Origin of the sequence: Gracilibacillus ureilyticus, assembly GCF_900111195.1 — a bacterium.
GTDB classification, from domain to species: domain Bacteria; phylum Bacillota; class Bacilli; order Bacillales; family Amphibacillaceae; genus Gracilibacillus; species Gracilibacillus ureilyticus.
In genome coordinates this window covers 81,147-104,391 of record NZ_FOGL01000005.1, presented here as the reverse complement: position 1 = coordinate 104,391, position 23,245 = coordinate 81,147, and the positions used below count along the sequence as shown (strand labels likewise).

Here is a 23,245-nt window from a genome sequence, read left to right as displayed (position 1 = left end):
TACAGTATTTTGATTCAAAATAGATTGTCCCCCTTTGCATCCATATGAGAGTATGGGTGCCTTTTTTTTTCAAAAAAATAAAACCATGATCTGATATTGATCATGGTTTTATTTTTCTAATTCGCCTTAGTGAGCTTCAACTGGTTTAACATAAGCTGTTTTTTCATTTTTTGTATATATTTTTCTTACAAATGGAATAACATAATGGTCTAATCCAAATCTTCCTGCATTATAACCCGCAACTAACAAGAATAATGTAAGTAAAATCATTTGACCGTTCGTGCTGACAGTCCCGCTTAAAAGGAAAGCGAAGTTCATTAATATCCCCATTAATGCAGCGAAGTTTGTAAATACACCCAGGATTAAAGCAATACCAACTAATAATTCACCCCACATTACAAGGAAGGTAAAGATATCCGCTCCAGGGAGTGCCACATTCTCTAAAAATGTTGCCCACCATCCTTGTACTGCAGGATGATCTCCGGTTGCCTTTCCAATTGCTCCCTGAATAAATCCCTCTGCATCAAAACCGCCAGTTATTTTTCCCCAACCGCCAACTAACCATTGGTACCCGATATATACTCTAATAAATGTTAAGATTGCTGCCACTATACGATTTTCTCTTAATAAATTTACAAACATTTTCAAACACTCCTTCAAAATTTTTATTATTTTGTTCAACTCTTCACATAATTGCTCATTATTTAGTGTGCTTCAGCTATAACGCCTTTTAAACGGTTCTTTCTTTCCATTACTTTATGACGGAGAAACGGAATAACAAATCTGTCTAATCCAAATTTGCCTGCATTGTAACCTGCAACTAACAAGAAAGCTGTTAATAGAATCATTTGGCCGTTTGTGCTTACGGTTCCGCTGAAAACGAAGGCAAAATTCATTATAATACCCATTAATGCTGCAAAGTTTGTAAATACACCTAGAATGAGTGCAATTCCTACTAAGAGTTCGCCCCACATAACTAAGAAAGTAAAGAGGTCAGCTCCTGGAAGTGCGACTTTTTCTAAAAATGCTGCCCACCATCCTTGTACTGCCGGATGATCTCCTGAAGCTTTTTCAATTGCCCCCTGAAGAAATCCTCTTGCTTCAAATCCACCTGTCATTTTCCCCCAGCCTGCTGTCATCCATTGATACCCTAAATAAATACGAATAATTGCTAATAAACCAGCTACTATTTTGTTACTTCTTAAAAACTCTACAAACATTTCATCCAACTCCTTTTTTATTTGTTCAATATTTCACAATATATTGTGTAATCAGATATCTTGTTTACACTTATATAATATCATGATTTTCGTTTAATGGAATAATAATGTTCAATACTTCACAATTTATTCAAATATTTATGTCTAACTTGTGACAACAAGGCCGAATTTGTTTATTCTATACATGTAGCGTTTTCAATGAACAGTTTGAAATAAAGTAACCCTGCAAAATACAATTCTATTGAGAGAGGTGCAAACAATGAAGTATCGACGTCTTGGAAGAACGAATCTAAATGTATCTGTTGTTGGAATTGGAACATGGCAATATGGTGGGGAATGGGGGAAAGATTTCACACAAAAAGAGGTTGACGCCATTCTGCACCAGGCTAAACATCAGGGCATTAATCTTATTGATACAGCAGAATGTTATGGCGATCATCTATCTGAACGATTCATCGGTGATTTTATAAGCCGTGATCACAGAGACGATTGGGTTATTGCAACGAAATTTGGCCATCATTTCCACAGTAACTTTGAGCGTACAAGGCATTGGTCTGCAGATGAAGTATTAAAACAATTGGATAGTTCACTTCGTTCATTGAAAACCGACTATATTGATTTGTATCAGGCACATTCTTGCACAGATGACGAATTTAATAATGATGACCTATGGACGATGCTCGACAAACAGAAACAAGCAGGAAAAATCCGCCATCTTGCGATATCACTTGCAGGAAATACGGATAGTTATCAAACTGACAGAGCGACTGATGTAGGGGCAGAAGCAATTCAGGTTGTTTATAACCGGCTTGATCGAGCTCCAGAAGAGGAAATTTACCCATCTGCCATTAATCAGGATCTTGGAGTACTTGCAAGGGTACCTCTTGCAAGCGGTTATTTAAGCGGGAAGTATAAGCCTGGTGCTACTTTTACCAGTAATGATGTCCGTTCCCGGCATGATCAAAAAGAAACAGAACGCAAACTGAAATTAGTCGATGAAATTGCTTATCACGAGTTACCTGAGGGTGTAGATATGGCAAGTTGGGCATTAGCATGGTGTCTAAAACATGAAGCGGTAACTACTGTTATTCCAGGCTGTAAGAATGAAGAACAAGTTATCTCTAATGCAAAAGCTGCTGATTTACACATGGTATCAGAAGCTCATCCGCAAAATGTAAATTTCTAAATTGGTTATTTAGCTCAATGGGGGGTGATATCTATCCCCTTTGAGCCTTTGCCAAATATATTGGGAAGGTAGGGTTGGTTGGAAATGAATAATCTGAAGGAACACTTAAAAGAATTAGAGGAAAGCCATATCAATCTTGATGTACGAAAAAGTCCGGAAAAACTTGGAAAAATACTTGCAGACGATTTTTTCGAATTTGGGTCATCGGGGTATACTTGTAACAAGAAAGATTGTCTCGAAAGTGGTGTCGTATTAACCGAGATGTCATTACATAATTATAATATTTATCCTTTATCAGCAGATGTGGTATTAACTACCTATTATATTGTAGATAAAACAAGAAACCGGAACACGCTAAGAAGTTCGATATGGAAATTGACCGATAACAGGTGGCAACTATTCTTTCATCAGGGCACAATTACCCCATTACAATTAAATGAGATTCTTGGTCAGATTGAATAGCATCAGCGTCTCTATGATCATACGCTATTTTAAATACAGACCGATTCTGTCTATAGAAAAAACTGTTCAAAAATTATCAGGTAACATTTTTGAACAGCTTTTCTCTCTAAATATTATACATGCTTTACAAAACACTGTTTCACTTCACTCAGTATTTCATCCCCATTACGTTCCCAAAGTAATTTATTTATAATTTCAACCTCAATCGGCCCATCATAGCCTGCCTCTTCAACCGCTTTTCTCATACGATTGATTTCTATTACGCCTTCACCCATCATAGCACGCCCTGCAAACATATCTGGCATTGGAACCTTCCAATCTGACACATGAAAACCGAGGATCCTCCCTTTGGCTCTTTCAATTTCTTTGTACAGATTTGGGTCCCACCATACATGATAAACATCAACAATAACCCCGACTTCATTCGAATCATATTTTTCAGCAATGGTTGTTGCCTGGTCCATTGTATTAATAACGGAACGGTCTGCAGCAAACATTGGATGAAGCGGTTCAATAGCAAGCTTTACCCCGTAATCCTTTGCAAAAGGCACTAGCATATCGATCCCTTCTGCGACTTGCTCTCTAGCTGTATCGATGTCCCTGTCTGCACTCTGTCCGCAAACTAAGACAAGTGTATCTGTTCCCAGTTCAGCAGCTTCTTCGACTGCCCGTTTATTATCATCAATTTTCGTTGCTCTTTCTTTCGCAGTTGCAGCAGGGAACATCCCTCCACGACAAATACTGGAAACTTTTAAACCAGAGTCCTGGATCAGTTTCTTACTCTGTTTCAATCCTATTTCTTCTATCTTGTGCCGCCATACAGAAATCCACGGTACATCCTGGTGAAGACACCCTTCTACTGCTTCTTTTAAAGTCCATTGGTCAACAGTAATCTGATTAAGACTTAAACGGTTCAATAGCTTATCAGTCATTAACGTGCCCCCTGTTCTATACCTGCTAACTCTAACGCTACCTTCATTCTCTTTGTCGCCAGTTCTGGATCTCGTAACAAGCCAGCTTCATCGGCCAGTACGAACAAATCAGACAAATGTATAATGGAACGTGCCCCTTCTTTACCGCCAATCATCCGGAAGTGATCTTGATGACCATTCAGATAAGCCATAAAGACAACCCCTGTTTTATAGGAAAATGTCGGTGCCTCAAAGATATGCCGGGAGAGCGGGACTGTTTTTTCGAGTATTGCATCATACGAATTCCAGTCATCTGCATCAACTGCATGCATTGCTGCCGCTGCCGCTGGTGCGATTGCATCAAATATACCTAATAATGCATGGCTGTATCCTTGATCATCCCCTTTGATCAGTTCAGGATAATTAAAGTCATCTCCTGTATACATCCGAACGCTTTCCGGTAATAATCTGCGCATATCAACCTCTTTCTGCGCATCAAGAAGAGAAATTTTAATCCCATCCACTTTTGTTTCATTATCCCGTATAATCTGCAGACACACTTCCATCGCTTTGTCTGTATCTTCGAAGCCCCAGTACCCCTCTAATGCAGGATCAAACATATCACCAAGCCAATGCAAAATTACTGGCTCCTTTACATTTTGCAAAATTTTATTATAAACACGTTGATAATCTTCAGGTCCTTTCGCACATGCAGCTAATGCACGGCTCGCCATTAAAATAATCTTCCCGCCTTCCCCTTCAACAAACGACACCTGCTCTTCATATGCTCTCTCTACATCTTCTAAAGATACTGCTGGTGTTGGTGCTAGATGATCTGTTCCTACGCCACTAGCAACCTTTCCCCCAACAGATTTTGCTTCCCTTACAGACCTGGAAATTAATTCTTTTGCTCTGTCCCAGTTTAAGCCCATTCCCCGTTGTGCAGTATCCATTGCTTCTGCCACAGACAGACCAAGTGACCATAAATAGTGGCGATACTCCATTGTTTTGTCCCAGTCAATCTGGCCATCCAAGGTCGGATCAGAAACAGAAAGCGGGTCAGCTACAACATGTGCTGCGGAGAATGCAATTCTTTTCTTAAATGGTTTATCCTGTGGAATTTCAAATCGTTGAAATTCCCTTGTTTCATAAGAATAGAGCTTGCGGTCTTTATTTGGCAATAATAATTTTGTCATGCAAAGTCCCCCTTACAGTTTAATTTCCGGAACATCTATCCAGCGTCTTTCCTCCCACGATTTCAAGCCCAGATCAGAAAGCTGTGTACCTTTAGCACCTTCCAGCAGGTCCCAAGGGAATGCTTCATCAGCGAAAACATGCTTCAGGAAAAGTTCCCATTGCACTTTAAAGCCATTATCATACACTTCATTAGTTGGTACTTCCTGCCATTGGGACTGGAAGTCAAATGGATTCTCTATATCCGGGTTCCATGTTGGTTTAGGAGTGTTCACACGGTGCTGTACTTTACAATCACGTAATCCTGCAACTGCACTTCCTTCTGTACCATCTACCTGAATTGTCAATAAATCATCTCGATTCACTCTTACAGCCCATGAGGAATTTGCCTGTACAATAATTCCATTCTCTAATTCAAAAGTTCCGTAAGCAGCATCGTCCGCTGTAGCTTTATATGTTTTGCCATTTTCATCAACACGCTCAGGAATGTGGGTGGCACCGATACACGATACAGCCTTCACATTACCGAATAAATTATCAATCACATAACGCCAGTGTGCAAACATGTCCACAATAATTCCGCCGCCATCTTCTTTACGGTAATTCCATGATGGCCGTTGTGCTTCTTGCCAGTCTCCTTCGAACACCCAGTAGCCAAACTCCATTCTTACGGAAAGAATCTCACCGAAAAACCCGGAGTCTATGAGTCTTTTTAATTTTAATAAGCCCGGTAAAAATAACTTATCCTGTACAACACCATTTTTCACACCAGCTTCTCTCGCCAGTTTCGCCAGTTCAATCGATCCTTCCAGGTTTGTAGCTGTTGGTTTTTCACAATAAATATGCTTCCCTGCAGCGATTGCCTGCTTTATACTATCAGCACGTCTCACCGTTGTTTGGGAATCAAAATAAATTTCGTTATAATCATCAGCAAGCGCAGCTTCCAGATCTGTTGAATAACGTTCGATACCATGAGTTTCTGCCAGCGCTTTCAATTTCTTCTCATTCCTACCAATTAGTATCGGGTCCGGCATCAATGTATCATCATTTTTAAGCATTACGCCGCCTTGTTCTCTAATTGCTTTAATCGAGCGAATTAAATGTTGATTTGTACCCATCCGGCCTGTGACACCATTCATTATAATTCCAATCTTATGTTGAGCCATTTCAATCCCTACCTTTTCCTTTTGATAGATTAAGTCTACCGCAATAAAAAAAATTCGTCTTATTATTCTAAGAACGAATTTCTTAATTTCGGAAATCAAATTATATATGGTAACTTTTCTGGTTGTTCCGATATTTATTTGGTGAAATGGAAACAATGTTTTTGAATGCACGGTAAAAGGTCGAGATTGACTCAAAACCCGCTTCGAAACATATTGATGCGATATCTTTATCTGTCTCGGCAAGCATTTTTTTGGCAAGGCCTACCCTTACTTCTGTTAAGTACTGGATCGGAGTCTGTTGATAGTTTTCTTTAAAAATCGTGTTCATATGCCTTGTGCTGATACCAAGTCTTGCGGCCAAATCTTCAGCATGTATCCATTCATAGTAATGGGAATCTATGTATTCTTTCAATCTCTCAGCTCTTAAAGCATTCGCATCAGAAACCGGAGACTTTTTTTCCCCTCTTACCATGAGTAATAGTAACTGGGAAAGAAAAATTTTTAACGCCATTTCCTGCTCATTTGTCTGATTTGCCTGTTCGTACAATAAAGTACGGAGTGTTTGACGTATTTCACTACTGTCAAACGGGTTCAGACCAATGAATTTGGTTTCATTTAATGGGAGTTTCTCATAGATAGATTTATCCATCACACGTTGGTCAAAAGCAAGAACAAGTACTGTCAGCTTCTTATCCGGAATAATGGCATGTTGTGTGAATGGCTTTATAAACGTAAGATAATCCTGTTCAAAGTGATGCAGTTCTCCGTCTAATTTTATCTCCCCCATCCCTTCCAGTGCATATAATACCTGGTAAATCTCATGATGATGATTTTCTACCCGATCGCCTTTAGTATGTTTACTTTCATACAATTTTATCCCGTATGGTTCAAGGTTTATTTTTTTCAGCATAAAAACTTCCCCCAATTATCAGACTGAAATCTCTAATTATTTGATATTCCTATTCTACTACTGCGAAAATAAGGAAGTTATGATATATTTCTATTATACTGTATAGAATGGAAAAGAAAACAATAGTGAGGGGTTTTTACATGGAGAAAAAGGTATCAGTTGTATTAGTCGGCATAGGAGGGTATGGGAATATTTATGTAAAAGAGTTTTTTTCTGACGAGAATGAAAACGCATTCTTAGAAGGGGTGGTGGACCCGTATCCCGAGAATTCCAGATACTATCAGGAAATAATGGATCACAACATACCTGTTTATTCCAGCTTAGAGGATTTTTATTCTGAGCATACAGCAGATTTAGCAATTATTTCTTCACCGATTCAGCTGCATAAGCATCAGTCATGCTTAGCAATGGAAAATGGGAGCCATGTTTTATGCGAGAAGCCTGCAACAGCCAATCGTGAACATTTACAAGAAATGATTGATACAAGAGACCGGACGAATAAATTGTTAGCCATTGGATTTAACTGGTCCTTTACTGATTCTGTACAACAATTAAAAAAAGACATACTTTCCGGCCTTTTCGGTCAGCCTTTAAGAATGAAAAGCTTAGTATTATGGCCTCGTAATGTAGACTATTTTAACCGATCAAGCTGGGCAGGAAAGAAATTCAGTTCTCAAGGTGAAATGATCTTTGACAGTGTTGCCAACAATGCTACTGCTCACTTTCTGCATCACCTATTATATTTAACAGGTGACACGATTGAAACGTGTGCGGAAATTGATCAGCTATCTGCTGAGTTATATCGCGCTAATCCAATCGAAACATTCGATACTTGTGCTGTTCACCTGATAACCAAAAATAATGTAGAAATGGTGTATTTAGCCTCACATGCTGTTGCAAATGAACACAGACCAAAATATACATTGGAGTTTGAAAATGCAGTAATTACATATCACCCGACAAATGAAAATTCTAATATAATCGCAAAATTTAATGATGGAAAAGAAAAGGTTTATAAAGATCCTGAGAAAGACCATCTAGCAAAATTTGGTGTGATGTTGGATGCAATCTTACAAGGTCATAACAAAATACTATGTGGTCCAGAAGCAGCTAGCGGGCATGTGAATGCAATTTACGGGATGCATCAATCAGTTAAAGAAATTCCTGTTTTCCCAGATAAATGGATCACAATAGAAAAAACAAAAAAACTTACGATAGTGGAAGGATTAGAAGAGACATTAACACAGTGTTACAAACAGTTCTGTCTTCCAGATGACTTAGGAACGGAGTGGAGTGCCCCGGGCTCAATTATTAAATTGTAGATCATCGCAAATTGGCTGAAAAATCCTAACTTTAATTTGCTAATAAGTATAAAGAAATACGAAGACACCGGCAGAATGTTCGTTTCCGCTGGGGTCTTCGTACATTACCACTGCTTAGTAAGCTTCAAAGTTCATATCATTTGAACATTTCTAAAAGAACTGTTAATACTGATTGATCTGATTGTTATATTGAGGCAGGTAGGAAACTACTGCTTCCACTTCTCCACTTTCAAGCATTTCCACATAATCAGTATAAAAGGGAATCTCCGGATATAAAGATTTCACCTGTTTACGTTTATAAGGGTCCGGGTCATAGACTGCCCCCACTTCCACACCTTCTATCATGCCATCCTTGATCAGAGAAATATAACTGTTAGATTGTTCATGAAATCCTGCAATTCCTAATTTTAATTTGCGCATCATACATCAATCCTTTTTAAATAATTCGAGCCGCTTCTTGCGAAATTCTTTCGGAGAGACTCCTTCTTTTTCCTTAAAGTACCTGCTAAAATGAGAGGCATTTTCAAATCCGCATTTGAATGCAATTTGCTGGATGGCCATTTTCTCTTCTGCTTCAAGTAGATATTTTGCTTGTTTCATACGGCACGCCATAACATACTCCATTACCGTAAACCCTGTCATTTCCTTAAATACATGAGAAATATAAGATTTGTTTAGGTTCAGAGCTACTGCTATCTCTGATATCGACAGCCTGTGTTGAGAGTGTTTTTGTATATATGTTGCAATTTCTTCTGCATGAATTGCTTTTCCGCTTTTATCCTTTTTATCAAAAGCAAGTGTATCATGCAGGAGATGATTGACCTTCACTAACAATTGACCTGTTAATAATTTCATTTCCCATTCTTTCTCAATTTCTGAAATGTCAGTTGCCCTCATAACCTGGTCCATCATCTTAAAAATATTTTCTACATCCAGCAAACTTGCATTGCTTTTTGTCCGAATCAGATAATGATGACAAACCTGAAATACATTTAGCAATTTTGTTGCTTTCATAGTCCGTAAGATTTCCTCCACGGTTTCAGGAGAAAAATGCAGATGACTTCTAATGTATTCACTATCTTCCGGGATATTCGGTTTGTGTAATGCTAAACCATCCATTAAAAGGATATCTCCGGGAAGTAAGTCATAAATCTCACGGTTTATTAAATAACGGCAATTTCCACGATGAAACATATAAATCTCATAGGCATCATGTGAATGAAGCTCTTCATGTTCCGGATCATCACTGACTCGATACTTTACTGAAAACATCTGCTCCATTGGTTGCACCACCTGTTAATATTGTAATCGAACTGGCTGTTCGTTAAAATAACTGAAAATGGGGAGAATCTATTCATTCTTTACTGTAAGTGCGCTTATATTATTATATTTCATTATTCATAAGATGACGGGTTAATAGTTATTACAGAGGCTGCCACATCCGTTATAAAAAGTGATCGATAGATATAAGTATGTCATAGAGTTTCTAATGTGGAAATGGTTTGCTTTACGAGTATGTTGATTACCGTTTCTTTTTTTCATTCTTAATATTTTATTAGAAAATGTGGAGCGAAAGGGTACTTAATTGAACAGATGAGAACATTAAAAATTCTCATGAACAATCTATGCATTGAATGCTCATGAGAATTTTATAGTTTTTTACAATTGAGTGAAACTTGAGTCCTTATATCATTAGGAGTGATAGCCTTAGAACATAACCAAAATATACTGTTATTCCACATAATCCATATGATGCTTTTTTCACTTCAACAGCCTGTTAGATCGAGCGTCATAGCTATGGTTTATCCTGCCTTTTTTTATGATTCATCCGCTTTTAATTTTTGCAAGCTTTTTAGTATGTCACTTTTTGCTTTTCCCATATTAGATTCCACTGCAGCCACATATGCTCCTTCTACGATTGGTATACCTTCCGCTATTTCTGTATTCTTTATGGAATACATCTCTATTGCCATTTCTGCATTCATTTTCGCACTGCCTAAATCATAGAAAAGGATCGCTTCTGATTTTCCATTTACGCTTTTCATTGCTGCCTGGATCTTTTCAATACTTGTCCCTATCTCATTATCACTTGTCCCACAAGCCAGCATAACAGGCACATCGGTGATAACCTGACTGATTAATTCTTTTACCCCTTCACCAATGTGAATACTGTGCGAAACAATTATCAAGGCTACTTTATTACTCACTCCCATCCCCCGTCTCCATAACTGTCATAAGTGCTTCGAATATATAAAAGGATGACATCGATCCCGGATCGACATGTCCTTTGGAACGTTCTTTCAAATAGGATGCTCGACCTTTTGTTGCTGTCATTTCTCTTGTATCTTCGATTGTTGCCTGACAAACTTCCAACAAAGCATCCCAATCCTCGGCGGGTTCTTCCGCAAGAAAGTTCGCAACCTGGTTCCATACATCATAAAGAGTTTTTTCACCCATACCTGCTTTTCCGCGCATCTTAATCCCTTCTGCTGCTTCTCTTACTGCAGTTTTAAAAACAATCTCATCTACTTCTTTTCCTTGCATAGCCATTGACATTTTCAAAAAGGCTGTACCATACAGTGGACCAGAAGCTCCGCCAACTTTTGCAGTCAATGTCATTGCAACACTTTTCAACACGTCGGCTACTGATTCATATTCTGTATCTGATATTTTCGCCAGCACTTCCCGGAAACCGCGCTCCATATTGATACCATGGTCTCCATCACCAATTGCCTGGTCTAATACAGTTAACTGTTCTTTGTTTGCCTCCATTCGTTTTTGAATTTCATTCATCCATTTTTTTGTCTTTTCCACAGTTAAAATAATCATTATATTCTCCTTTAGTTACAAAATGATAGCGCTTCACACTCTTTGTCTAATAGTTCTGTTAATTGGTCATCAAGATCAAGTAAAGTAATTGAAAAGCCTGCCATTTCCAATGAAGTCATATATTCTCCTACCCATGTTCGATGGATGTTAATCCCTTTTTCGTTTAGTTCCTGAACCACTTTGCGGCTGGCAATATATAATTCCATCTCAGGAGTTGCACCTAATCCATTAATCATTACCGCAACATGATTACCAAAGTGTTTATCACCTAAAATGTTATCAAGCAGTGTTTTAGCAATCTGATCAGCTTTCTGCAATGGGATACGTTTAATCCCTGGTTCTCCATGTATTCCTATTCCTATTTCCATTTCATTATCTTCTAAAATAAAGCTGGGCTTTCCTGCTGCCGGTACCGTACAAGATGTTAATGCTACTCCCATTGAGCGTACATTCGCGATCGTCTTTTCCGCCACTTCTTTCACTTCTGCAAGCGATGCTCCTTTTTCTGCCATTGCTCCTGCTATTTTGTGGACAAATACTGTCCCGGCGATACCCCTCCTTCCTGTGGTAAATGTGCTGTCTTCCACTGCAACATCGTCATTGACAATGACCTGTTCTACCTGAATTCCTTCCAATTCAGCCATTTCCTTTGCCATTTCAAAATTCATTACATCACCTGTATAGTTTTTAATAATCAGCAATACACCGGCACCACTGTCTACAGCTTTAATTGCTTCCATTACCTGATCAGGTGTCGGTGAGGTGAACACTTCTCCGACAACCGCAGCGTCAAGCATCCCTTTTCCTACATACCCTGCATGAGCTGGCTCATGACCACTTCCTCCGCCACTTACGAGACCGACTTTTCCTTTTACAGGAACATCGCTTCTTGTAATAACCGTTGTATTTGGCAGCCTTTTCAATAAATTTGAATGGACTGATGTTATTCCTTCAATCATTTCATCAACAATCTGGTTTACATCATTAACAACTTTCTTCATCAGGGCTCACCTCTTCTTATTTTTTTGTTACTATATTAACCTAGAATAGCAGACATTTCCACTTATAGACTGACAAAGTTACTATCCATATGATGAAAAATCGTGAAGCTGAAAACTTCACGATTTTTTTCATTATTCTTCTACCGGATGAACTGCATCATATAATAATTGTTCAAGTTCATCTGTATATGCTTGTTTTATATCTTCTGTCCAATTAAAGAGGGTCTGCATTTCCTCAATAACTTTATCTTTTTCTTTCCTTACCCAATCGATATGGAAAAATAACGCTCCAGTTCTCCTTACGAAGAAATCGACGGGTTTACAAGCTGCCTCGTATTTAATACTGTAATGAAGCATTGAATAAGTTAATGGCGGTAAACTGCTGGAGGAATTTCCCGATTCCTTGTATAATTCAAATAGTTTGTCAACATTGGATCCATATCTTTGTACCAGTTTTTTTGCATCTGTATCTGGCAAACCTATTTCTTTTCCTTTTTCAACCTGCTCTTTTGTAAACTCGATAAACCCTTTAGATCCACCAACTTCTCCCCCGGAAATCGGGAGATGCTTCGTATCACTCGGATAAAAAACTTTTCTCTCTGCTTTTATCATCTTATCTGCGAGGAAATCGACGACATCTTCTGCCATTTTACGATAACCAGTCAATTTCCCACCAGCAATGGAGATTAAGCCGGAATCAGACTCAAATATTTCATCTTTCCGTGAGATTTCAGAGGGATCTTTACCTTCCTCATGGATTAAAGGACGTAACCCTGCCCAGCTTGATTCTACATCATCCGCATTAATGTTTAAATCCGGGAACATATAATCAATTGCATGAAGAACGTAGTCACGATCTTCTACCGTCATGGTCGGATAGGCAATATTTCCTTTATATACTGTATCAGTAGTACCTACATAGGTCTTTCCTTCCCTCGGAATAGCGAAAACCATTCTCCCGTCAGGAGTATCGAAGTAAATCGCTTGCTGCAACGGAAAAGCAGACTGATCGAATACTAAATGAATACCTTTTGTCAATTGTAATGTTTTCCCTTTTTTAGAGTTGTCCTTCTCTCTTATTGTATCCACCCAAGGACCCGCAGCATTGATTACATGTTTTGCAAATATATCATGCATTTCGCCTGTTAACTGGTCTTCAACCTTTACTCCTGTGACTTTTCCGCTATCATATAACAGGTTATCCACTTTAGCATAATTTAAAGCTAAGGCCCCTTTCTCTATAGCTTTTTTCATTACTTCCATTGTCAGCCGGGCATCATCAGTCTTATATTCGACATAATATCCTGCCCCTTTCAAATTATCACTTTTTAACAATGGTTCTCTCTGCAATGCTTCCTCACGGCCAAACATTTGTCTGCGTTCTGATCTCTTCACACCTGCAAGAAAATCATAAACACGTAGGCCGATATTTGTCGAGAAAGGTCCAAAAGTTCCCCCCTTATAAAAAGGTAACATCATCCATTCAGGGGTTGTAACATGCGGGCCATTTTCATATACTATCTCTCTTTCCTTCCCGACTTCTGCTACCATTTTGACTTCAAATTGTTTTAAATATCGTAATCCTCCATGAACTAGTTTTGTAGATCTGCTAGATGTTCCCGCAGCAAAATCCTGCATCTCCACAAGGCCAACATTTAAACCCCTCAGTACAGCGTCAAGCGCAATGCCTGCTCCAGTTATCCCCCCGCCGATAATGATCACATCAAGCGGAGTATTTTTCATTTGTTGATACGTCTGTTGTCGGTCTAAGCTTGAGAATAACATAGATTTCGTCCCTTCAATCTTTCTATATTTGGTTACATTATCACAGCGCAAGGCATACTGATAAGTTCTCTTTATTTGTTTCTTCCATTATTTAAACACTCGTGTCGCTTCAACTGCCTTTTTCCAGCCACTGTATAGTTTATCTCTCGTTTCATCATCCATTTTACTTTCAAATTGATTATCCACTTTCCAGCGGTTAGTAATTTCATCACGACTTTCCCAGTAACCTACTGCGAGACCTGCCAGATATGCTGCACCTAAAGCAGTTGTTTCTATCACTTCCGGTCTCTCGACAGGCAGGTCTAAAATGTCACTCTGGAATTGCATTAAAAAGTTATTAGCTACAGCTCCCCCATCAACCCTAAGTGATTTCACATCAATACCTGAATCCTCGACCATTGCTCCGATTACATCTTTTGTCTGATAAGCAATTGACTCTAACGTTGCTCTGATGAAATGCTCTTTAGTCGTTCCACGCGTTAACCCAAACATAGCCCCTCTCGCATCACTGTCCCAGTATGGTGTACCAAGTCCCACAAAAGCCGGAACTAAGTATACTCCGTCAGCCGATTCGACTCTCTCCGCATAGCTTTCTGTTTGTTTCGCATCTTTAAACATCCTCAGACCGTCCCGAAGCCACTGAATGGCAGAGCCAGCTACAAAAATACTGCCTTCTAATGCATATTCGACTTTTCCATTCACTCCGCATGCAAGTGTTGTAAGAAGTCCATGATCAGATCGAACAGGCTCCTCACCTGTATGCATTAACATAAAACAACCGGTCCCGTACGTATTTTTCACCATTCCTTTATCGAAACATGCCTGCCCGAACAATGCTGCCTGTTGATCTCCTGCTGCACCTGCAATTGGTACTCTCTGCCCAAAGAAGTGATAGTCAACTGTTTCTCCATAAACCTCAGAAGATGAACGGACTTCTGGCAGCATCGCTTCAGGGATATCAAGAATTTTTAATAATTCCTCATCCCACTTTAACTCATAAATATTGTACATTAAGGTACGAGAAGCATTAGAGTAATCTGTCACATGCACTTTACCCCCAGTTAATTTGTAAATTAACCATGTATCAATTGTGCCAAATAATAAGTCACCATTATCAGCTTTTTCTCTAGCTCCTTCGACTTTATCCAATATCCATTTCACTTTGGTGCCGGAAAAATAAGCATCAATCAGTAAGCCAGTCTTATTTCTGAATGTTTCCTGATGACCTGCTTCTATTAACTCACGACATATCCCGTCTGTTTGTCTTGACTGCCAGACAATTGCTTTATAAACTGGTCTGCCAGTATGTTTATCCCAAACAACTGCAGTTTCTCTCTGATTTGTAATCCCTATTCCGGCAATTTGGGATGGTTCAATATCTGCTTTGCGAAGCACATCTGCGATACATGATAATACAGACGTCCAAATCTCATTAGCGTCGTGCTCTACCCAGCCGGATTTTGGGAAAAACTGTTCAAATTCTTTTTGTGCTGTTTCCACTATCTGTCCTTCATGATTAAAAATAATTGCTCTTGAACTTGTTGTACCTTGATCAATTGATAAAATGTATTTTTCCATAATTCTTCCTCCCGGTTATTTAATCTTTTTATATAACTTTTTTATTCGTTTGATTATTCGCAGAGCTGAAGTTATACTTTTTTAATTCATGTACCACTGCAATGATAAATATGGAGAGTACAACAGCTGACATTATCCAGAACAAAACAGAGAGTTCCCCCATAAAAAACGCATTATAGAACACGGCACCATAGACGCCTCCAATTAATGGTCCTATAACAGGTATAGCCGCATATCCCCAATCCGAATCACCTTTTCCTACAATCGGTAAAATGGAATGCGCAATTCTTGGACCTAAATCCCTGGCGGGGTTTATTGCATAACCTGTTGTACCCCCAAGTGACATCCCAATGGCTATAATAAGAAGTCCTACAATTGCAGGGTTTAAACCTTCTGTAAAGTCATTGGCACCAATAAATAGTAAGCCCATTATTAGAACAAAAGTACCGATCATTTCACTTACCAGGTTGGATGGTGCACTTTTTATAGCTGGATCTGTTGAAAAGACAGCAAGCTTAGCTCCTTTATCTTCTGTAACTCCCCAATGGGGCAAATATTGAAGAAATACAATAACTGCTCCAATAAAACCACCAATTAATTGTGCTGTAATATAAATCGGAACTTTACTCCAGGGAAATTCACCAATGGAAGCAAAAGCTAATGTGACAGCAGGGTTAACATGTGCATCTGACACGTTTCCTACCGCATACACAGCCATGGTAACTGCAAGACCCCATCCAATTGTTATCACTACCCAGCCTGCTGCCTCTGCTTTCGTCTTTTTCAGAACAACCCCGCCAACGACACTTCCACCAAAAATGATTAAAATCATTGTTCCAATTAATTCTGCTAAAAATTCAGACACTTTCCTCACCCCTTCATTTGAATAAAATTACATTGATAAGAGGTGCACCTCAATAATTTATATACCGGTATTGCTGTTTTTCATTCTGCCGGATATACAGATAGACGAAAAAATCCACACTACAATAACTATACTTCTTCCCGGGGAAGTATAATAATTGCAGTGTGGACTCCTTGTCTCCGACACTATTGGTTAATTAACTTGTTGCTCACATGATAACCCATTTATAAAGCGCTGTCAAATTTTTTTCATCTTTCACTTTCAATAATTTTTATTCTTCCACATTACCATAACACCTTACTTGATGTAGTAATGGCTACTGCTCCACTGTCAAACGCTTCCTGTATTTGTTTTTTCGTTTTAATCAATCCACCTGCTATAACCGGTGTTTCCGTTTCGCGGGACACTTCTTCTATTACTTCAGGTATAATACCTGGCAAGACTTCTATGTAATCAGGTTTTGATTGTTTGATCATTTTTATATTATTTTGAACTGCTAAACTATCAAGTGCAAATAAACGTTGAATGGCAACAATCTTATGCTTTTTTGCCAGTGACACAACATTATTTCTAGTAGAAATAATTCCGTCAACTTTTACTTGCCTGATTAAATACTCCATTCCGTACTGGTCTACTTTCAAGCCATTAATTAAGTCAGCATGAACAAAGACTGTCTTACCGTATTTCTTTGCATACCTTACCATTTGATTTAACTGGGCAATTCTTGTTTCGAGCAAGATAAACAAGTTATGTTCACTTTTGACAATTTCCTCAAAATCTTTCATATTTCTAATCGCCGGCAAGACCCCTTTTAACTGCATTTATATTCCCCCTATTCTTCACTGTTTTTAGTTAAATATTTGCGATAATTAGCTTTTTAGCATAAAATAATAGATGGTGTTTGTATTCTGTCTCATTATACTCTACCATATTTACTTGAAATTCTGATAATTCGGACAACATTTTTATTAAATGATGAGGTTTGTGTTCATTCATAGGTTGTGCGATATCATATGGAAGTCATATCCTCTATCCAACTCCAGCCATATCATATGCAAGGCCCTCTTATAGCTTGACTATACTTAACATATGGATACATCCATATCGGCAAAAAATCAATATTTTCGAAAGGAAGTGGGATAAATGGGAGCAATTACTGACGAAAGATCAAAAGTTTCCCTGCTGCAAGATGTAGATTATTTGACTAAAATTCTGGATGATGTGTTACTTCATGAAGGCGGGGAGCCATTATTAGATATCGTCAAAAAAATTCGCGAACTTTCAACAAAAGTGAGAGAGACAGAAGATGATGATGCACAAAAGCAAATTAAGCAAACGATGAAAGAACTTAACCCTGATGTTAGACAAAACGTTATCCGTGCGTTTGCTATTCATTTACATTTATTAAACATTGCGGAACAAAACTATCGTACTAGACGTCGCCGTGAATACCAGGCACAAGACGCAGATATCATTCAACCTGGTTCCTTAGAAGCAGGCGTAAAACAGTTAGTTGACAATAATGTAACTCCAGAACAAGTTACTGAGTTACTTGAGAAATTATCCTTGGAATTAATTATGACGGCACACCCGACTGAGGCTACAAGAAGAACAATTTTACAGATTCATAAAAGAATTGCTAACCTTCTTACCTCCTGGGATTATGCAGTTACGCGCTACTCGAAAAAAATGATAAAAGAAAGAATTGCTAATGAAATTACAATTCTCTGGCAAACACAGGAGATTAGACAGAATAAGCCATCTGTAATGAAAGAAGTATCGAATGGTCTTTATTATTTTGATCGTGTATTGTTCGATGTATTACCACGTATACATGACGATTTAGAAGACTTATTATATGAAAAATATAATCAGAGATGGAATATTCCTTCATTCCTGAGATTTGGTTCATGGATCGGCGGAGACCGTGATGGAAATCCGAATGTTAAAGCCACAACAACATTTGAAACACTTAAATGCCACCGTGAGCTTGTATTGAAAAAATACAATGAAGCTTTAAATACATTAAAAGACCGAATGAGTCACTCCAGCTCCATTGTAAATGTAAGTGATGAGATTAAAGCATCGATTGCAGCAGACCGAAAAGCACTTGGTGAAAATGGCTGGCACAAAGAAGATGAAGTATACCGTGTAAAACTATCACTAATGTTAAAGAAATTGGAATATACAGCACAGGATGATGACCGGGGATATCAAAAGTCTGAGGAACTTCTAACAGACTTAAATATCATTCGTGACAGTATGCAAGTACATCACCCTAAGAGTAATCCAATTAAGCTATTGAGAAAGGTTATCCGTCAAGTAGACTTATTTGGTTTCCATTTAGCGTCATTAGATATTCGTAACCACAGTGGTGAACATGAATCAGCACTAACGGAAGTCTTGAAAAAAGTAAATATCACAGATGATTATTCTTCATTGAATGAAGAAGATAAGGTGAAAACTCTAATTCAGGTGCTTGAAAATCCTCGTCCAATGGTATCCATTTATGATGAATTCACACCGGAAACTTTAGAGGTAATTGATACCTTCCGTATGATAAAACGTGCGCAGGATACATTTGGCCTTAGAGCAATTGAAGTATATTTAATCAGTATGACAAGTGCTGTTAGTGATTTACTGGAAGTTCTTGTTCTTGCTAAGGAAGCAGGCCTGTACCGCGTTTATCCAGACGGTAAAGTTGTAAGTAAAATCCATGTAGCACCATTACTTGAAACAATCGATGATTTAAAAAACGGGCCTGGAATGATTAAACAATTATTTGATATTCCGCTTTACCGTAAACATCTAGAAGCACGTGGTGACTTGCAGGAAGTAATGCTAGGTTATTCTGACAGCAGTAAAGATGGTGGAAACATTACCGCTAATTGGGAATTATACAAAGCCCAGCAGGAAATCCACGACATTGCTTCAAGTTATGGTGTTAAATTGAAATATTTCCACGGACGTGGCGGGTCATTAGGCCGAGGTGGAGGTGCACTTTATTCAAGCATTTTATCACAGCCGCCAGTCACATTAGGTGATGGAGTGAAGATTACCGAACAAGGGGAAGTCCTGTCTTCACGTTACCTGCTGGAGGATATTGCATACAGAAGTTTAGAGCAAGCTACTTCTACTCTTATGACTGGTATTGCTGGTATTCATGACCAGACAGCAACTGATCCACAGCCAACAAAAGAAGAAGAAGAGGTTATGTCTATCATTTCCGAATATGCTCTGAAGAAATATCAATCCTTAGTATTTGAGGATCCAGGTTTCATTCAATACTTTAATCAAGCTACACCTTTACATGAACTTGGTGATTTAAATATTGGCTCCCGTCCAATGAAGCGTAAGGGTAGCAATCGTTTTGAAGACTTACGTGCCATTCCTTGGGTGTTTGCATGGACGCAGTCCCGTCAATTATTGCCAGCATGGTATGCTGCAGGTACCGGAATTAAAAAATATTTAGATGAAACAAATAATATAGAAATATTCCAGAACATGTACAAGCACTGGCCATTCTTTGAAGCAACAATTAACAATCTTCAAATGGCATTAACGAAAGCTGATTTAAAAACAGCGAGTGAATATGCTAATATGATGCAGGATAAAGAGATTAGCCAGCGGATTTTCCGTCAGCTTGAAGAAGAATACCATTTAACAAAAGATATTGTCTTACAAATTACTGGCTTGAATGATTTATTAGACCATAAACCAAATATTAAAGAATCTGTCAAATTACGTAACCCGCTTGTTGACCCATTAAATCAGCTCCAGGTGTTACTCGTTTCCCAGCTTCGCCAAGAAGAAGAAGGCAGCGAGAACTATGAAGAGTTATTAATGGAAGCACTGCTAACGATCAATGGTGTCGCAGCAGGTTTAAGAAACACAGGATGATTAAGGTTCCAAACTCCTGGGTATAACTATTATACCCAGGAGTTTTTTTATATCCTTTTAACATAATTTTATTGTTTAATTAATTGTGTCTATTTTTTGAATTAATTGTTACAACTTTTTGAACAATATGTTATAATCAATGTAACCACTTACAATAACATGATTAAGAGGTGAACATAATGGATATATTATTAATTTTCTTACTTATTTTTAGTTTTACCCCATTCCTTCTGTGGGGAGATAAATGGAAAAAAACCGCTTTATTACAAATACCATTTGTTATAGGTGCATGGTTTACCTTTGTTAAACATATGATGGTCGGCATAGCCCCAAATGAAAGTTACCTGTGGATCTTCTTTATTGCTAATTTAATTTATGGTCATATCGCATTTACGATTATATTGCTGGAACTAAGAAAATCTATGAAGATAAGACAACGTTTCATTCAACAAAACTAAGTTATCAAAAATCCGGACATAGTTCGGATTTTTTTATATGAAATAAATTTACAGAAATCAGTTTATCCATTAGTAGTAAATATTACCTATCTTACTCTCCCTGCATTTAACTTCTGGAATTCACCACAGAAGTTTCCCTTTATTGTTTGTATCCGCTTTCTAAAGTATAATTTAGTCATAATATAACAGAGGAGGCCACAAATTGAATATTGTAATTGCACCTGATTCATATAAAGGAAGCTTGTCAGCAATAGAAGTAGCAACAATTATTAAAGAAGCCATTCAGGAAATTGCTGATGACCAGATCATTATTAAACCAATGGCAGATGGCGGTGAAGGGACAATTGAAGCTATCTTGTCCTCAACTGATGGAACAGCGGTACATCTGCAAACCTCGGGACCACTTGGTATGCCGGTTGATACTTATTACGCTATTATTGATGGAAATACCGCTATTATAGAAACAGCTCTCCATGCAGGTATTACACAACTCTCTGATAACGAACGGAATCCAGATAATACAACAACTTACGGAATTGGTGAAGCGATCAATGATGCGGTCAGTAAAGGATGCCAATCAATTATAGTTGGACTTGGGGGAAGTGCCACGAATGATGGCGGTTTAGGAATGATGCTCGCTCTTGGAATGAGAGCATATGATAAGCATCATAATGAATTGGGGCCATTTGGTAGAGATTTATTAATGCTTGACTCCATTGATATGAGCGGATTGAACCCAAAAATAAAAAATTTAGAAATTAAAATTGCATGTGATGTAGACAATCCATTATGCGGGCAGAGAGGAGCTTCAGTGGTATACGGTCCCCAAAAAGGAGCGACGGACTCTCAAATTAGTACATATGACAAGGCACTTGGCAAATATGCAGATTTGGTGGAATCTGAATTTAACGCTTTTCTAAGGAATGTGCCAGGTGCCGGTGCAGCAGGCGGATTAGGATTTGCCTTTTTAGCATTAGGAGGTCAGCTGGAATCCGGAGCAAAATTAATAGCAAGCACAACAAAATTGGAGGAAGCACTGAAGAATGCTGATATGGTGATTACAGGTGAAGGAAAGAGTGATGAACAAACATTATACGGAAAAGCTCCTTCCTTTGTTGCTGATATGGCTAATCATCTGAAGATACCTGCAATACTGTTGTCAGGAAGCCTTGGCGGGAATACCGATATGCTTAGGGGGAAATTTGCCGGCTGTTTTTCTATAATTAATAAGCCATTGTTACTCTCGGAATGTATGGAAGAGAGTAAAGAGCTGTTACGTAGTCAAACAAAACAAATCAGAACACTAATTCAACATTTCCAATAGGGATAACTTGTTTCCTTCTCCTAGATTTGCGATAATTATGAAGAATATATCGCATAAAATGACAAGAAGTGAGGTTTTTAATCGGCACTAAGCATTAGCGCTAACTTACCAGAATGCTTAGCGTCTGTGAAAAAGAACATGTTATTTAGGAGGTCTTTTGCTTGAACGAATCGTACCATAATTCCAAGCTGAAAGTTTTTTCATTGAGTTCCAATACTCCCCTTGCAGAAGAAATCGTTCAGCATATCGGCATTGAACTTGGACAATCCTCTGTCAAGAGATTCAGTGACGGTGAAATTCAAATTAATATTGAAGAAAGTATTCGCGGATGTGATGTGTTTGTTATCCAATCCACCAGTGATCCTGTAGAAGATCATATTATGGAGCTGCTTATTATGACTGACGCATTGAAAAGAGCTTCAGCAAGATCAATCAATTTAGTGATTCCATACTATGGTTATGCGAGACAGGATCGGAAATCACGCGCCCGCGAACCCATTACAGCAAAACTTATTGCAGACATTATTCAGAGAGCGGGTGCCGATCGAGTAATTTCTATTGATCTGCATGCACCACAAGCGCAAGGCTTTTTTGATATTCCTGTTGATCCAATTACTGCAGTTCCACTTATCGGAAATTATCTTCTGGATAAACAGCTTGATGATATTGTAGTGGTAGCACCAGACCATAGCAGTGTATCACGAGCGAGGCAATTGGCCGATCAGCTTAAGGCACCCATTGCCATTGTAGACCGTAGAGGACCAAGAGAGAATGCTTCCACTATCAACATTGTCGGAGATGTCGCAGAGAAGACAGCAATTATTATAGATGATATTATCGACACTGGAAGAAGAATTGCAACAAGTTCCCAGGCGTTGGCAGCACATGGTGCCAGAGAGGTATATGCTTGCACCACCCATCCCGTTCTCTCGGGTCTCGCTGTAGAGAAAATAAATGAATCAAATGTAAAAGAATTAATTGTAACTAACACGATCTTATTATCAAATAGTCAGCAAACAGATAAAATTACTCAGCTAACAGTAGCACCCGTCGTAGCTGAGGCAATCATCAGATTATATGAACAACAGTCTGTCAGTTCTCTCTACAAATAAGTATCGCAATAAAAAAACCACC

At 38.4% G+C, this 23,245-nt stretch carries 22 protein-coding genes; 7 read left to right on the top strand and 15 right to left on the bottom strand.

Annotated elements, in window-relative coordinates; translation table 11 throughout:
• Positions 1-126: 126 nt before the first annotated feature.
• Positions 127-642 carry a DoxX family protein gene (locus BMW36_RS07110; RefSeq protein WP_089740168.1) on the bottom strand — a complete coding sequence of 172 codons (516 nt, stop codon included), beginning with the start codon at positions 640-642 and terminating at the stop codon, positions 127-129.
• Between the two features lie 62 nt (positions 643-704).
• A complete protein-coding gene (locus tag BMW36_RS07105) occupies positions 705-1,220 on the bottom strand; it encodes a DoxX family protein (protein WP_089740167.1) in 516 nt (171 codons plus the stop codon).
• A gap of 259 nt (positions 1,221-1,479) precedes the next feature.
• On the opposite strand from BMW36_RS07105, the gene BMW36_RS07100 reads away from it, so the two are divergent.
• Positions 1,480-2,406 carry an aldo/keto reductase gene (locus BMW36_RS07100; RefSeq protein WP_089740166.1) on the top strand — a complete coding sequence of 309 codons (927 nt, stop codon included), beginning with the start codon at positions 1,480-1,482 and terminating at the stop codon, positions 2,404-2,406.
• Positions 2,407-2,490: 84 nt separating this feature from the next.
• Positions 2,491-2,868 carry a nuclear transport factor 2 family protein gene (locus BMW36_RS07095; RefSeq protein ID WP_089740246.1) on the top strand — a complete coding sequence of 126 codons (378 nt, stop codon included), beginning with the start codon at positions 2,491-2,493 and terminating at the stop codon, positions 2,866-2,868.
• 113 nt (positions 2,869-2,981) lie between these two features.
• Here the strand turns inward: BMW36_RS07095 and BMW36_RS07090 are convergent, their stop codons facing one another.
• From BMW36_RS07090 to BMW36_RS07075, 4 genes are all read right to left on the bottom strand, one after another.
• Positions 2,982-3,800 (bottom strand): sugar phosphate isomerase/epimerase family protein, encoded by an 819-nt coding sequence (locus BMW36_RS07090; protein ID WP_089740165.1) that lies wholly within the window; start codon positions 3,798-3,800, stop codon positions 2,982-2,984.
• Positions 3,800-4,975, bottom strand: coding sequence for a dihydrodipicolinate synthase family protein (locus tag BMW36_RS07085; protein WP_089740164.1), 1,176 nt, complete (start codon positions 4,973-4,975; stop codon positions 3,800-3,802). The genes BMW36_RS07090 and BMW36_RS07085 overlap by 1 nt, the downstream gene beginning before the upstream one ends.
• A gap of 12 nt (positions 4,976-4,987) precedes the next feature.
• Positions 4,988-6,139: a Gfo/Idh/MocA family protein gene (locus BMW36_RS07080; protein WP_089740163.1), complete on the bottom strand. Its 1,152-nt coding sequence runs from the start codon at positions 6,137-6,139 to the stop codon at positions 4,988-4,990.
• Between the two features lie 100 nt (positions 6,140-6,239).
• On the bottom strand, positions 6,240-7,049 hold the full coding sequence (locus tag BMW36_RS07075; RefSeq protein WP_089740162.1) for an AraC family transcriptional regulator: 810 nt from the start codon (positions 7,047-7,049) through the stop codon (positions 6,240-6,242).
• Positions 7,050-7,189: 140 nt separating this feature from the next.
• Here BMW36_RS07075 and BMW36_RS07070 point away from each other — a divergent pair, with 140 nt between their 5' ends.
• Entirely contained in the window at positions 7,190-8,371 is a 1,182-nt protein-coding gene (locus BMW36_RS07070; protein ID WP_089740161.1) for a Gfo/Idh/MocA family protein, read from the top strand.
• A gap of 162 nt (positions 8,372-8,533) precedes the next feature.
• Here BMW36_RS07070 and BMW36_RS07065 read toward each other — a convergent pair whose 3' ends face one another.
• From BMW36_RS07065 to BMW36_RS07025, 9 genes are all read right to left on the bottom strand, one after another.
• Positions 8,534-8,794: a Gfo/Idh/MocA family oxidoreductase gene (locus BMW36_RS07065; RefSeq protein ID WP_139180297.1), complete on the bottom strand. Its 261-nt coding sequence runs from the start codon at positions 8,792-8,794 to the stop codon at positions 8,534-8,536.
• Between the two features lie 3 nt (positions 8,795-8,797).
• Complete coding sequence (locus BMW36_RS07060) at positions 8,798-9,652, bottom strand: helix-turn-helix transcriptional regulator (RefSeq protein WP_089740159.1); 855 nt, start codon at positions 9,650-9,652, stop codon at positions 8,798-8,800.
• 536 nt (positions 9,653-10,188) lie between these two features.
• Positions 10,189-10,578 carry a dihydroxyacetone kinase phosphoryl donor subunit DhaM gene (gene dhaM, locus BMW36_RS07055; protein WP_245711612.1) on the bottom strand — a complete coding sequence of 130 codons (390 nt, stop codon included), beginning with the start codon at positions 10,576-10,578 and terminating at the stop codon, positions 10,189-10,191.
• Positions 10,571-11,200, bottom strand: a complete 630-nt coding sequence (gene dhaL / locus BMW36_RS07050; RefSeq protein ID WP_089740158.1) for a dihydroxyacetone kinase subunit DhaL — start codon at positions 11,198-11,200, stop codon at positions 10,571-10,573. Before dhaL ends, dhaM begins: the two co-directional genes overlap by 8 nt.
• A gap of 11 nt (positions 11,201-11,211) precedes the next feature.
• Positions 11,212-12,201 carry a dihydroxyacetone kinase subunit DhaK gene (gene dhaK, locus BMW36_RS07045; protein ID WP_089740157.1) on the bottom strand — a complete coding sequence of 330 codons (990 nt, stop codon included), beginning with the start codon at positions 12,199-12,201 and terminating at the stop codon, positions 11,212-11,214.
• Positions 12,202-12,333: 132 nt separating this feature from the next.
• Positions 12,334-13,986: a glycerol-3-phosphate dehydrogenase/oxidase gene (locus BMW36_RS07040; protein ID WP_089740156.1), complete on the bottom strand. Its 1,653-nt coding sequence runs from the start codon at positions 13,984-13,986 to the stop codon at positions 12,334-12,336.
• An 87-nt stretch (positions 13,987-14,073) separates the two neighbouring features.
• Entirely contained in the window at positions 14,074-15,567 is a 1,494-nt protein-coding gene (gene glpK, locus BMW36_RS07035; protein ID WP_089740155.1) for a glycerol kinase GlpK, read from the bottom strand.
• A gap of 25 nt (positions 15,568-15,592) precedes the next feature.
• Positions 15,593-16,429 (bottom strand): MIP/aquaporin family protein, encoded by an 837-nt coding sequence (locus tag BMW36_RS07030; RefSeq protein ID WP_089740154.1) that lies wholly within the window; start codon positions 16,427-16,429, stop codon positions 15,593-15,595.
• 284 nt (positions 16,430-16,713) lie between these two features.
• A complete protein-coding gene (locus BMW36_RS07025) occupies positions 16,714-17,250 on the bottom strand; it encodes a glycerol-3-phosphate responsive antiterminator (protein ID WP_089740153.1) in 537 nt (178 codons plus the stop codon).
• 322 nt (positions 17,251-17,572) lie between these two features.
• Between BMW36_RS07025 and ppc the strand changes: the two genes are divergently transcribed.
• From ppc to BMW36_RS07005, 4 genes are all read left to right on the top strand, one after another.
• Positions 17,573-20,329, top strand: a complete 2,757-nt coding sequence (ppc, locus tag BMW36_RS07020; protein ID WP_089740152.1) for a phosphoenolpyruvate carboxylase — start codon at positions 17,573-17,575, stop codon at positions 20,327-20,329.
• A 179-nt stretch (positions 20,330-20,508) separates the two neighbouring features.
• Positions 20,509-20,787 carry a spore morphogenesis/germination protein YwcE gene (locus BMW36_RS07015; RefSeq protein ID WP_089740151.1) on the top strand — a complete coding sequence of 93 codons (279 nt, stop codon included), beginning with the start codon at positions 20,509-20,511 and terminating at the stop codon, positions 20,785-20,787.
• Positions 20,788-20,989: 202 nt separating this feature from the next.
• Positions 20,990-22,111, top strand: a complete 1,122-nt coding sequence (locus BMW36_RS07010; protein ID WP_089740150.1) for a glycerate kinase — start codon at positions 20,990-20,992, stop codon at positions 22,109-22,111.
• A gap of 161 nt (positions 22,112-22,272) precedes the next feature.
• Positions 22,273-23,223, top strand: a complete 951-nt coding sequence (locus tag BMW36_RS07005; protein WP_089740149.1) for a ribose-phosphate diphosphokinase — start codon at positions 22,273-22,275, stop codon at positions 23,221-23,223.
• The last annotated feature ends 22 nt before the right edge of the window (positions 23,224-23,245 follow it).